General features: G+C 60.9%; 12 protein-coding genes. All 12 read right to left on the bottom strand.

Annotation, left to right across the window (positions count from 1 at the left end; all coding sequences use genetic code 11):
- Positions 1–14: 14 nt before the first annotated feature.
- Positions 15–272, bottom strand: coding sequence for a 50S ribosomal protein L27 (rpmA, locus tag DWX25_RS03190; RefSeq protein WP_089573443.1), 258 nt, complete (start codon positions 270–272; stop codon positions 15–17).
- A 33-nt stretch (positions 273–305) separates the two neighbouring features.
- Complete coding sequence (rplU, locus tag DWX25_RS03185; RefSeq protein WP_035138585.1) at positions 306–680, bottom strand: 50S ribosomal protein L21; 375 nt, start codon at positions 678–680, stop codon at positions 306–308.
- 67 nt (positions 681–747) lie between these two features.
- Complete coding sequence (locus tag DWX25_RS03180; protein WP_117735143.1) at positions 748–1,560, bottom strand: TIGR03936 family radical SAM-associated protein; 813 nt, start codon at positions 1,558–1,560, stop codon at positions 748–750.
- Complete coding sequence (locus tag DWX25_RS03175) at positions 1,557–3,434, bottom strand: TIGR03960 family B12-binding radical SAM protein (protein ID WP_117799079.1); 1,878 nt, start codon at positions 3,432–3,434, stop codon at positions 1,557–1,559. Before DWX25_RS03175 ends, DWX25_RS03180 begins: the two co-directional genes overlap by 4 nt.
- Positions 3,435–3,444: 10 nt before the next feature.
- Complete coding sequence (locus DWX25_RS03170; protein WP_117799078.1) at positions 3,445–4,374, bottom strand: YcjF family protein; 930 nt, start codon at positions 4,372–4,374, stop codon at positions 3,445–3,447.
- Positions 4,375–4,392: 18 nt separating this feature from the next.
- Positions 4,393–5,619 carry an FtsW/RodA/SpoVE family cell cycle protein gene (locus DWX25_RS03165; protein ID WP_117799077.1) on the bottom strand — a complete coding sequence of 409 codons (1,227 nt, stop codon included), beginning with the start codon at positions 5,617–5,619 and terminating at the stop codon, positions 4,393–4,395.
- 9 nt (positions 5,620–5,628) lie between these two features.
- Complete coding sequence (gene mrdA, locus DWX25_RS03160) at positions 5,629–7,698, bottom strand: penicillin-binding protein 2 (RefSeq protein WP_117735139.1); 2,070 nt, start codon at positions 7,696–7,698, stop codon at positions 5,629–5,631.
- Positions 7,699–7,711: 13 nt separating this feature from the next.
- Positions 7,712–8,278: a hypothetical protein gene (locus tag DWX25_RS03155; protein ID WP_117735138.1), complete on the bottom strand. Its 567-nt coding sequence runs from the start codon at positions 8,276–8,278 to the stop codon at positions 7,712–7,714.
- Positions 8,279–8,289: 11 nt separating this feature from the next.
- The gene (gene mreC, locus DWX25_RS03150; protein WP_117794414.1) at positions 8,290–9,231 is read right to left on the bottom strand and encodes a rod shape-determining protein MreC; all 942 of its coding nucleotides are present in this window, start codon (positions 9,229–9,231) and stop codon (positions 8,290–8,292) included.
- A gap of 78 nt (positions 9,232–9,309) precedes the next feature.
- The gene (locus tag DWX25_RS03145) at positions 9,310–10,341 is read right to left on the bottom strand and encodes a rod shape-determining protein (protein ID WP_006236061.1); all 1,032 of its coding nucleotides are present in this window, start codon (positions 10,339–10,341) and stop codon (positions 9,310–9,312) included.
- 127 nt (positions 10,342–10,468) lie between these two features.
- The gene (locus DWX25_RS03140) at positions 10,469–11,773 is read right to left on the bottom strand and encodes a tetratricopeptide repeat protein (RefSeq protein ID WP_233505235.1); all 1,305 of its coding nucleotides are present in this window, start codon (positions 11,771–11,773) and stop codon (positions 10,469–10,471) included.
- Positions 11,774–11,784: 11 nt separating this feature from the next.
- On the bottom strand, positions 11,785–12,327 hold the full coding sequence (locus DWX25_RS03135; protein ID WP_117735136.1) for a peptidylprolyl isomerase: 543 nt from the start codon (positions 12,325–12,327) through the stop codon (positions 11,785–11,787).
- Positions 12,328–12,350 lie beyond the last annotated feature (23 nt).

Here is a 12,350-nt window from a genome sequence, read left to right as displayed (position 1 = left end):
CTATGAAGGGTGAATTACGCGTTCGCGAGCGGGCGTACGCTGACCCTGTGCTTGATACCCTTGTGGAACTCAACGGTACCGTCGACCAGCGCGAACAGCGTGTCGTCCTTGCCACGGCCAACGTTCTCACCCGGGTGGATGTGCGTGCCGTGCTGACGGACGAGAATCGTGCCCGTGGTTACCGTCTGGCCGGCGAAGCGCTTCGTGCCAAGGCGCTGACCGCGGGAGTCACGGCCATTACGGGAGGAACCGAGTCCTTTTTTGTGTGCCATTGTGTATACCTACTCTTTCGTTACGAGTGTAATCTACTCGGCGACGGGAGCCTCGGCAACAGCCTCGGCCTCTGCCTTGACAGCCTTCTTGGCGCGGGACGTAGCCTGGACCTTCACGATCTTCAGCTTGGTGAGCTGCTGACGATGACCCTTCAGACGACGATAGCGCTTACGCTTGTGGAACTTGAAGACCAGCTGCTTCTCGCCCTTGAACTGCTCAACGATCTGAGCGGTAACCTTGGCCTTGGCCAGCTTGTCGGGATCGGTGACGATCTTCTTACCATCGTTGAGGAAGATGACCGGCAGGGTGACCTTGTCGCCCTCATTGCCCTCGATCTTCTCGACGGTGATGACATCGTCGGTGGCGACCTTGTACTGCTTGCCGCCCGTGTTAACGATTGCGTACATGTTTACTTGCCCTTCATGCATCAGTTAGTGCAACAGCCGAATATAGTAGCAGGCGATAATACCCCCGTCAACGAGTATGTGGAGCAAATCCACAAGTTCGCACAGGTATGGGGCTGACGAGTCGGCCCTCGTCGTCCTCGCATGCTTGATTCTGACGCTCGACATCGTAGGAGCAGATGGTCACGAGGTCTTGCATACCGGTGGAAACAATAGGTGCATCCACGCCCGGGGTCAAGCCCTGCAACAAAACATCAGCAGCGGAAAGCAAAATTTCCGGACGCATGGAGCCCTCGTTGTCGGCATGGGTGTCGAGCATGAGCACCAAATGGTCCGGGCGATCCCCCGCCGTGAGCTCATAGCCCACGAGCGTGTGATCCAAATCCAAGCGCTTGCTTTTTTTGCCGCGCGCGTAGTCGATGCCATGGTCCGCGCGCAGTGCGTCGATCGCGCGACGCACCTCGTCGGCGCTTACGGGCGCCTCGGGATCCAAGTGCAGGTCAATGCGATACGACAGGCGCGTGAGCTGCGCCGTCAACGCCGGCGTGCGCACGTCGATGTACGCCGCCTCGATGGGTGCCAGATCGGCCGGAGACGCCGCAGCCAGGCGCCCAAACGCCTCGTCGAGCGCCACGAACTCGGTCATAAACAGGTCATACCACTCGCAGGTCGACGACGTACCCACCGGTAGCGCCGAAGAGAAGCCCACGCGCATGTGCGGAGAGAAGCCCTGCGTGACGGCATAGGGAAGTCCCGCACGGCGCACGATGCGCTCAATGGTATGGATTACTTCGAGATGGCCCAGGTACTTAAGGCGATCGCGCTTGCCATAGCGAACACGAAGTCTAAAGAGCGTGGGGTTGTCGGTCAGGCGCTCACTCATGCGCGATCACCCATCAATACATTCTTGGCGTGGAGCGTGGGGCAGATTCCGCAGCCGGTGCACGACGTGCGGGTGCAGTCGGGAGTCGTGACACCCTCGAGCGAGCGTCGGTACTCGCGCTCGAGGAAGCCGCGCGTGCAACCGGGGCTCACGTGCTCCCACGGCAGGCGCCAGTCCAACTCGTAGGGCAGGTGCACGAGCTCATTGAGGTCGATGCCGTTTTTGGCAGCAGCCCCCTTCCAGCTATCGAGCGAGAAATGCTCTACCCAGGCGTCAAAGCGAGAGCCCGCACGCCAAGCATCGATGATGACGGGCGTCATGTCACGACCGGCGCGGGACAGCGCGGCCTCGATGAGCGAGGTCTCGGCATCGTGGTAATGCACGCGGACGGCACGGTTGCGAACGCTCGTGATAAGCAGCTTCTGGCGACGCTTGACGTCGTCGTAATCGAGCTGCGGGCACCACTGGAACGGCGTGGCAGCCTTGGGGATAAAGACCGAAACCGAGATGGATACCGAAATCGAGCCGCGACGAGCCTTGGGCACCACGGAACGACCGAGTTCCAGCACGTGATCGGCCAGATTGGCGATGGCCACGATGTCCTCGTCGCGCTCGCCGGGAAGGCCCATCATAAAGTAGAGCTTCATGCGGTTCCAGCCGGCCTCGAAGGCCGCCTTGGCTGCACGGTCCAGGTCCTCCTCGGTCACGTTCTTGTTAATGATGTCGCGCATGCGCTGACTGCCGGCCTCGGGCGCGAACGTCAGGCCGCCCTTCTTTTCGCCGGCGACCGACTCGGCCATATCCACGCCAAACGAATCCAGGCGCTGCGACGGAATGGACACGCGAATACCCGTATCCTCCAGGCGACGGTTGAGCCTGCCGAGCACGTCGCGGATGCAGGAGTGGTCGGTCGTGGAGAGCGAGGTCAGCGACACCTCGTCATAGCCGGTCTTTTCCAGACCCTGAATCACCGACGAGACGATCTGGTCGGCCGAGCGCTCGCGCACCGGGCGATACGTCATGCCTGCCTGGCAAAAACGACACCCGCGGGCGCAGCCGCGCAGGATCTCGATAGACAGGCGGTCGTGGACCAGCTGTGCATAGGGTACGCACGACTGCGACAGCGGATTGGTGGCACCAAAGTCCTCGACGACGCGCTTGTAGACCACGGTCGGCGCATCCTTGCCCTCACGCGGCACGGTGTAGCCATGCGGCGAGCAGGGATCGTCGTGACAAACCTCATAGAGCGACGGCACGTAGTTGCCGGCAATGGATGCAAGCTGCTCAACAATCTGCGCGCGCGGGACTCCTTCGTCACGCAGGCGGCGATGCAGCTGGCAGGTCTCGAGCAGCGATTCCTCGCCCTCGCCGATGAGGATGGCATCGAAGAAGGCCGCGTACGGCTCGGGGTTGTACACCGAAGGACCACCGGCGATGACAATGGGGTCGTCCTCGGTGCGGTCGGCCGCCAACAGCGGAATGCCAGCGAGGTCGAGAGCCTCGAGGAAGTTCGTCACCGCCATCTCGTGCGGCACATGCAGGCCGACCATATCAAACGAAGCGACGGGGGCGGCACCTTCGAGCGACAGCAGCGGAATACCCGCCTCGCGCATGGCGTCACCCATATCGGGCCACGGCACATAGCCGCGCTCGCAGGAGATGCCCTCGGCCTGGTTAAGAATGTTGTAGAGGATGGCGATACCTTGGTTGGGCAGACCGACCTCGTATACGTCCGGATAGATCAGGCAACAACGGTAATCGGCATCGGCCTTGGAAAGCGTGCCCCACTCGTGATCGATATAGCGGCTCGGTTTCTCGACCTTGGCGAGCAGCGGCTCAATTAAATGAAAACAATCTTGGTATGCAACGCGCAACGGAAAACCCCTAAGCAGCGAGATCGGATGCGTCCTGGTAGGACGCCATAGGACGGGTAGCGCCCGCGACCGTGGTCACCAGATCGCGAACGCGGGAGAACGTGGCAGTGACCACCTCGTTGGCACGGCTGTAGTCGACATCGCGCTCGTAGAGCGAAACGAGCGCACGGCCCATGCCATAGGTGCCCGCGGCAGCAGTGAGCGCCCTGACGGCAAACCCAATATGCGGCGTCTGCTTGACGAGCGCGCGGGTGACCGCGCGGATCACAAGACCGCCGGCAAGCACGCCCGCGACCTCGTAGCCGCGCTCGGGCTTAATGCCGCGCCCAAAGACGGCAGCGAGCTCAAAGAGCATACCCACCTGCGCCAGCGCCATAACGGGATAATCGGCGCCCGGCAAAAACACCAACGCACCGGTCGCCATATTGGTAAGCGCGCACGAGGTGATAATACGATTGGCCGCCGCGATGCGCATGAAGGCAAAGTTCGCCGCAAAAGCCGTTTCCTTGTCGGTGCGATCGAGAATCCAGCGGGCAAGCGTCTCGAGCAGATACGTCTTATCGGTTGCCGCTACCACGCCGAGCATGGGCGTGGACTCCTCGATAAACGGCGCCTCCACAGCAGACTCGGCAAGCACGCATACGGGCGCGCCGGCGATCACGAGCTCCTGCACGGCACTCTCCAAGCGGTCAGAACCACACGAGAGCACCAGTGCCACATCAGTATCGGTCTTTGGAGCAATTCGCTCCTCCCCCAGACGCTCGACGCGCACAATGCCCGAGGTCGTCTGCGGCACAAAGGCGTCACGCACCGTCTCGGCCAGAAAGCGCGAGGCGGACGAATCCAGATAGACCGAGACGCGCACCGGCGTATCGGAATCCTTCTTAACGGACGCGCCCATCTTAAAAGCGCGGGTCAGCTTATCTACGGGAATTTTCATAGCAAACTCCTCCAGCGGTTACGCGGCGCCCGAACGATGCCGCCATATGGATTGTACGATACCCACCGTCAGCAGCTGAATCATCATCGAAGACGAACCGAAGCTAATAAACGGTAGCGGAATACCGGTAATCGGCATCATGCCGATGCACATGCCGATGTTTTCGAAGGTCTGGAACGCCCACATGCCAACGATGCCCACACACGAAAGACGCAAAAACAGCGACTCACACTTAAAGGCGACGCGAATCGTCGAAAAGATCAACAGCACGTAGAGGCACAGGAGCAAAAAGGAACCGCAAAAGCCAAAGGTCTCGGACAGGAAGGCGAAGACGAAGTCGGTGTGGAACTCAGGCAGAAAGCCGCCGGCCGACTGCGTCGCATGGCCCAAGCCCTTACCAAAGAAGCCGCCCGAGCCAACGGCGATAAGCGACTGCTGCAGGTTGTAGGCATCGTCCGAATCGGCATTATCGGGGTCGATAAAGACCGTCAGACGGTTCATCTGATACTGCTTGATGAGCACATCGTGGCCGAGCAACGAATCAAAGACCGAATCGAGCGCCAGGACGAGGGCCACCAGGCCCACGAGCAGGGCTAGGGTCGACAGCACCCATTCGCGGCGCGCACCGCTCATACAAATGACGATGGCGCCCGAAACCAGCACGACCAGGCCCGAGCCCAGGTCGCCCATGGCAACGACGGCCAAAAACGGAATGGACAGCATGCCGCAGAGCTTGACGTAGTCGCGAGCGGTATCGATACGACCGTTATACTGCGAGCCAAGCGTAGCAATAAAGAAGATGGTGATGAGCTTGGCAAGCTCAACCGGCTGGAATGTCAAGCCGATACCGGGAATCTTGATCCAGCCCGTCATGCCCAGACCGCCCGTATAGGACAGACCCGGAATCTTGGGCGAAAAGATCACGATCAGGTCGATGACGAGCAACGCCGTCGAGAAATTGGAAATACCGCGCAGGTCGATACGCCAGACCAGCACCGCCAGCACCGCACCGATGCCAATTCCCAGCAGATGGCGTGAGAACGAGGCATCGGCCTTAAACTGCGAAGCCGACCAGATAATGATGGCACCGTAGGCGACAAGCGCCACAGTAGCCACGAGCACACCGATATGCACCTTTTGGCGAAACGTGCCGCGCGAGGCCGAAAGTTGCTTGTTGACGCGGTCCAGGCTGCTGCGAGAGCCGGTCTTGGTTGAACGGAACAGATCCGCCGGAGAAAAATCCATCGCAACCTCCTATCGAACCGAAGAATCGCCCGAGGCCGAAGAGGTATCGGGCTCGTCATAAATCACGCCGAGCACGTCGCGCACGACATGCATCGCGGTATCTGAGCCACCGCCGCCCTGCTCCAGGACAGTAGCGATGACATACTTGGGATCATCGGCCGGTGCATAGGCGCAGAACCACGCGTATTCGTCCTCGCCGCTTTTCTCGCCCGTGCCCGACTTGCCGTATACCTGCGGCGTCAGGGTGCCAAAGTGAGCCGCCAGGGACGTCGATGCCGTGTAAATCACGTCGTGCATGCCGTTGCGAACAAGAGCCAAATCCGAATCGCTGTTGATCTTGGCCTCCAGGCGCTTCTTCTTGCCCTTGCCGTTGTACTTATAGGCATCGCCGTCGCCATCGCGCGACACGGCAGACAAAAACACGTGAGGCACGTACTGTTTGCCGCCGTTGGCAAGACCCATATAGGCGCACGCCATCTGCAGGGGCGTCACCAGGATGTCGCCCTGGCCGATGGCAATGTTGGTCATATCGCCGGCATTCCACTTACGATCCTCGGCAGAGGCATCGGTGAAGTACGACTCTTTCCACTCGGCATCGGGAATACGGCCCGCGCCCTCACTCGGCAGATCGATACCACAGGTCTTGCCTAGGCCCCAGCGACGAAAGACCTCCTGCAGGCCCTCGGGATGTTGCTCGTCATAGAAGAACGCCTTGCCCATGTCGTAGAAGACGGGGTCGCACGAGTTGGCGATACCCGACTGCAGCGTCATGGTGCCGTGGCCGGAATGCAGCCAGCAGCGCTTGCCCCAAGCCTTACCCAGGCCCGTCCAATAGCCCGTGCAGTTGGTTGTCTGCGTTGAGGTGTAGGTTCCAAACTCAAGACCGGCCAGTGCCGAGAGTGGCTTGATGGTCGAGGCCGACATGTACTGTCCGCTAATGGCGCGGTTGAGCAGCGGGTGTGAACCCTCGTCATCATTGAGCTCGGTCCACACGTCATTTGAGACGCCGCCGATAAAGACGGAGGGATCGAACTTGGGCTCGCTGGCCATGCCCAGGATCTCGCCATTGTTGGGATCGAGACACACCACGGCGCCGTTGCCGGCATTGCTGTAGCCAGTGGTCTTGGCAAGCTCGATAGCGCTCGCCAGCGCCGTCTCACAGGCCTGTTGGATCTTAAGGTCGAGCGTGAGCTTAATGTCGGAGCCGGCCTTCGCGGGCACGGCGCCGGCCTGACCGGTCACATTGCCCGAGGCATCGACCTTGACGGTCTGCTCGCCACGAATACCCTGCAGCAGATTTTCGTAGTAGCTCTCAACGCCCGCTTGGCCCACGATATCGCCCGACTGGTACGTAATCCGGCCAGCAGAAGCATCATCAACGCCAGAGGTTTTCTTATTCTGGGCCTCGAGCTGCTCTGAGGTAATGGTGCCTGTATAGCCCAAAATGTGACAGGCCGTCTCGCCGTACGGGTACTGGCGCTCGGTACGCTCGGCAATCTTGACGCCCGGGAACTCGCCGGCATGCTCCTGAATATAGGCAACCGTGGAGCGACGGACATCCGTCGCGATGGTATGCAGGCTCTGGGCGCCCTCGGAATTGTCCTGGATATTGCGCAGAACCGCCACGTAGGGCATACCGAGCACGTTGGCAAGATGGCGAACCAGAACCTCATCCTCGGCAAGATCGCGGTAGGCCACGACAGCAAGTGAGGGACGGTTCTGGACAAGCGCCACGCCATTGCGGTCGAGGATGCGGCCGCGCACAGCGGGTGTGGTAACGGTGCGGGTCTGATTGCTGTTAGCCTGCTTCTCGTAATAGTCCGACGAGACCATCTGCATGCCCCACAGCTTGACGGCAAGCGCCGCAAACATCGCGCCCACACCCGCGGTGAGGATGGAAAAGCGGCCCTTAAAGGCGGTCGCCGCGGTATTGCCCTCGCCCTCGGTGGCGCGCGGGGCCGTTCCATGCTGCGTATCGTAGGTAAAACGGGAATCGCCCCGACGCATGATGACCAGCGCGACCACGATGGCCACGACCAGCACGATACCGGCGATAATAACCGTCATCTGGGAAGACATCTACGGGCCTCCCCTATTTGAGCTTGCGGGTCTTGGGCTTAAAGCGCATACCCGTCTGGCGTCCGCCACGTGCGGAGAATCCATAGCCGGACTGCGGCACGACGCCGGACATCAAAAATGGAATGGCAACCAGACCCGTTAGGATCGAAGAAGGCAGCGCATGGCCGAAAATCGCCACGACAAAGCTCGTCTCCAAACCCATAAACAGCAAGATGATGCTGTAAATCACATTAATGACGAGCGCGAAGGTGCCCACCGTGATGCCGCGCGCACTCGGGGTACCGCCCGTCTGACCGGCGGCGCTGTGCACCAGGGCAAAAGAACCCACGGTCAGCAGGAGCGACATAACGCCCACCGGCACGGCAGCGGACAGGTCATAGAACAAGCCGCTGCAAAAACCACACGCGACGGCACGGGTCGGGTCGCCCGAGAACACGCTTAGGCACACAAGAATAATCATAAAGTTGACGCGACCGCCCGCAATTGAGATCTGCGGTGCGAGGCCTGCCTGCAGCAGCACGCACACGATGGCGGCGATTACAAACGTGCGGGAGCTCATCCCCTGCTCGTGTAGATCCATGGACATGCCCCCTATTCGCTCGAGCCGGAATCGGTCGTCTCGGACGTGTCGGGACTGTCATCCGAGCTCTCGTCCTTCGTCTTGGTCGCAGCATCGCGCGACGTTCCCTGCGGCGTGCTGTTGGCCGTGCTCACGTCCTCATCCGAGGCCGACTGTTCGTCGGTCAGCGAGGTAATGACCAGCACTTCCTCGTTGTTCTCGGCCGTCGTCTGAGCGCGCACCACAATGGTGTAGTACACATCGTTTGCCGATTTCTCAACCGACGAGACGGTGCCGAGCGGTAGACCCTTGGGGAACACGCCACCGATGCCCGAGGTCACGATGATGTCGCCAACCTTAACATCGGAGTCGACGCTCACGTACTCAAGACGCAGCGTGCCGTCAGCCTGACCCTGCAGCATGCCCTGGGCGCGCGTGTCCTGCACCATGGCGGACACGCCCGAGTTCTCGTCGCCAATCAAGCGCACGGTCGACGTTTTGGCCGATACCTCGATAATCTGGCCGATAACACCGGCAGAACTCGTCACGGGCATGTTGATGGTAAGGCCGTCGGCAGAGCCCTTGTCGATGGTAACGGTCGAGGTCCAGGCATCGCCAGAGGCACCAACGATACGAGCAGCGGTCGATTTGAGGTTGTAGGTCGACTGCAGGCCGACCAGCCCCTCCAGACGCTCAGCGGTCTTTTGAGCCTCGGAGAGCTCAGCAACCTTAGAGGTCAGTTCCTCGTTTTGCTTCTTAAGCTCGTCAAGCGTGTCCTGCGACGCCGTAAGGTTAGAGAACACGTTGCCGATCGCATTGAAGGGAGCCGCCACAGCCGAACCCACAAAGCGCACCGGCGAGGTAATCGTCGTTACGCCCGAACGCACGGCATGAATCGGTCCTGCCTCGCCCTCGCGGATGTAAAACGTGAGCAGCAACACCGAAATCAGGCTGAAAACAATCAACGGGCGCATACCCGTTGATTGTCGCTTGGTATTCAGATTTGTGGAGAAACCCGAAGATCGTGCCAAATGGAATCCACCTTTTGGAAATTAAGCATTGGTCTGGACGAAGCCGCCATCAAACGCATTGGCCTCGAGCACGCGGGCACAGCCGTTAACGACGTTATCGAGCGCCGTGGGGCTGACGTTGACCGAAACACCGGTCTCATCGCGCAGGCGCACGTCGAGACCGCGCAGCAGCGCGCCGCCACCAGTCAGCAAAATGCCGTAGTACATAAGGTCCGAGGCAAGATCGGGAGGCGTAGCGTCGAGTGCGTCCTTGACGGCCTTGGCCATCTCGTCGAGCGGCTTGTTGAGCGCGCGACGAATCTCCTCGCTCTCGATGCGCACGGTCTTGGGCAGACCGGTGATCACGTCGCGGCCGTTGACCTCGACGTCGAGCTCGTCCTTGAGCGGCACGGCGGAGCCGACCTTGATCTTGATGTCCTCTGCCGTACGCTCGCCGATGGCCAAGTTGTAGGCATCACGAACGTGCGTGAGGATGGCCTGATCGAACTCGTCGCCGGCAATACGGATGGACTGCGAGACGACGATGCCACCCATAGCGATAACGGCAACCTCGGTGGTACCGCCACCGATGTCGATGACCATGGAGCCGGTGGGCTCCTCGACGGGCAGGTCGGCGCCGATAGCAGCGGCCATGGGCTCCTCGATCAGGTAGGCCTGGCGAGCGCCAGCCTGGATCGTGGCCTCAAAGACGGCACGCTTCTCGACCGACGTGACACCGGAGGGAACGCAGACGACAACGCGCGGACGCGGGGTCCACGGATAGCGCTTCTCGGAAGCCTTGTCGATAAAGTAGCGGAGCATGGCCTCGGTAACATCGAAGTCGGCGATGACGCCGTCCTTCAGGGGACGAACTGCCACGATGTTACCAGGCGTACGGCCGAGCATGCGCTTTGCCTCGATACCGACCGCCAGGATGCGCTCGTCGTTCTTGTCGATGGCGACGACAGAGGGCTCGCGGATGACGATGCCCTTGCCGCGCACAGAGACAAGCGTATTTGCGGTGCCGAGGTCGATGGCAAGATCGCCCGCATAGCTACCGAAGAACATATCCATCAAAGAAAACAACGCAACTCCTGATGTGTTGGATGATTGCTGGAAAACTACTAGCTCATCATACTAGCGCAAGCCCGGCACCTCACTTGCGGTGAAGCGCCGGGCAAAGCTAAATCCCATAAGGTCACTACTGGTTGTCAGCAGCCGAGAAATCCATATCGAGCGAGGAAACGGCCCAGCCGATATGGTTGCCGGAGCGCACGAATTTAACGGTGTACTCCTGCTCGCCTCCCTTGGACAGCGATGCCTTCACCTTGGCGGTCGTCTCGGTCATGGACTGATCCATGCCCTCGACTGACACGGTGGCACCCTGCGGAATCGAGGAGATGATCATCGACTTGGCGTCCTCGGACAGGCCCGAGGCCAGGCAAGACTCGGCCTTTGCGGTGTCACCGTCGCCGGCAGCCTGGAACAAATCGGTAACGACAGACTCCTGAGACGGGAAGCCAAAGCCGCGCGTGTAGGCAAAGCCCAGACCGCCCGCGGCGATCAAAATGAGCAGAAGCAGCACGATGAAGACTTTGAGACCCGTGTGGCGATGGCGGCGACGAACCTTGGCCTGCTTACGATCCTGACGGTCCTGCTGGACCATCTCGGACTCGGACAGCGTAAAGAAGCCGGTGTCCGAGGGATCGGGCATAAACTGACCGGTCGCGCCCGTAGGATCGAGCGGATCGACGGCAGGAGCGTCCATCGCGGGCGCCGGAGCCGTGGACATAGCCGTCTGGGCAGACAGCGCGGCAAGCGAATCGTGCACGCGGGCAAGCTCGTCGGCCTGCTCGGAGGTGAGCTGGTAGATGCCATCGGCAGTAGCGGCGTTAAAGGCGTCGAGTGCGTCGGAGGGACGGCCGGCGGCAGAAAGCGCCTGACCCATGCCGGCGTTGAGCGCACGTGTGTCGTCGCGGGGGCCGGCAAAGTCGATAGCCGTGCGGTAGGTCTCCACGGCATCCGCCGGACGGCCGAGTTTAATGAAGCAACGACCGAGCTCGCCGAGTGCGGCGGCAGGAGCCGGATTGGCGCCGTCGATGGCGGCCTGACGGAAGGCAGTACCCGCGTTGGCATAGTCGCCCGACTGGAACAGCGCATTGCCCAGGCCCAGATAGGCCTTAAACGGCGTGGCATAGGAAGCATCCTGCGTAGCAGCAGAGAACGCCTGAGCGGCCGTCGTGTAGTCGCCCACGGCGGCGAGCGCCTTGCCGCGGTTGGTGAGCAGCGCACCGCGCTTGCCGTAGGTGCCGTCGTTGAGGGCGGCGGCATAGGCCTCGGCGGCCTCGGCATACATGCCCAGGTGCATCAGGGCGTTGCCACGAAGGTGATCGGCCTCGCCCATAATCTCATCGGGAGTCTTTGCCGCCCCAAGCATCTGGGCTGCAGCGGAAAAATCACCCGCGCGGTAAGCGGCGCGGCCCTGTTGGATCAGCTGGCTATTCAAGGAAGTCCCCTTTACTCGTGAACGATCTCGACATGGACGATCTCGTCGCCGGCACGCAGCTGCGAAATCACATCGAGACCCTCGACCGTGGCACCAAAGACGGTGTAACCGGAATCGAGGTTATGCTGGGCACCCAGGCAGAAGTAGAACTGCGAACCCGCGGAATCGGGGTCCATGGAGCGTGCCATGGCAAGGGCGCCATCGACATGGCTGTTGCGCGGATTGGTGGCAAACTCGCCCTTGATGCAGTAGCCGGGGCCACCGGTACCGGGCATGCCGTCGGGGCCCTCAAGACCGGCAGCGACGTCGGCGCCGGACATGTCACGGGTATTGGGGTCGCCGCCCTGGATGACAAAACCGGGCACATAGCGATGGAACTTAAGGCCATCATAGAAGCCCATCGTGGAAAGCTCGCAGAAGTTCGCGACATGAATGGGAGCGCCCTCGCCGTCAAACTTGACCTTGATGGTACCCTTCGACGTCTCGATTACAGCGCACTCGTCGCCGACAAGCTGATACTCGGGCGTGTAGAGCTCTTTCTTAAAACCAAACATGTGGTTCCTTCCTCGTGCGTTTA

Origin of the sequence: Collinsella sp. AF18-8LB (assembly GCF_003459795.1) — a bacterium.
Lineage (GTDB): Bacteria > Actinomycetota > Coriobacteriia > Coriobacteriales > Coriobacteriaceae > Collinsella.
This window is presented reverse-complemented; position numbering and strand designations above follow the sequence as displayed.

Bases quoted from the DNA above. Each gene is read 5' to 3' on its own strand.
- DWX25_RS03180 (WP_117735143.1), bottom strand. From the start codon at position 1,560: ATGAGTGAGCGCCTGACCGACAACCCCACGCTCTTTAGACTTCGTGTT.
- rplU (WP_035138585.1), bottom strand. From the start codon at position 680: ATGTACGCAATCGTTAACACGGGCGGCAAGCAGTACAAGGTCGCCACC.
- rpmA (WP_089573443.1), bottom strand. From the start codon at position 272: ATGGCACACAAAAAAGGACTCGGTTCCTCCCGTAATGGCCGTGACTCC.
- DWX25_RS03145 (WP_006236061.1), bottom strand. From the start codon at position 10,341: ATGGATATGTTCTTCGGTAGCTATGCGGGCGATCTTGCCATCGACCTC.
- DWX25_RS03170 (WP_117799078.1), bottom strand. From the start codon at position 4,374: ATGAAAATTCCCGTAGATAAGCTGACCCGCGCTTTTAAGATGGGCGCG.
- mreC (WP_117794414.1), bottom strand. From the start codon at position 9,231: ATGCGCCCGTTGATTGTTTTCAGCCTGATTTCGGTGTTGCTGCTCACG.
- DWX25_RS03155 (WP_117735138.1), bottom strand. From the start codon at position 8,278: ATGGATCTACACGAGCAGGGGATGAGCTCCCGCACGTTTGTAATCGCC.
- mrdA (WP_117735139.1), bottom strand. From the start codon at position 7,698: ATGTCTTCCCAGATGACGGTTATTATCGCCGGTATCGTGCTGGTCGTG.
- DWX25_RS03165 (WP_117799077.1), bottom strand. From the start codon at position 5,619: ATGGATTTTTCTCCGGCGGATCTGTTCCGTTCAACCAAGACCGGCTCT.
- DWX25_RS03135 (WP_117735136.1), bottom strand. From the start codon at position 12,327: ATGTTTGGTTTTAAGAAAGAGCTCTACACGCCCGAGTATCAGCTTGTC.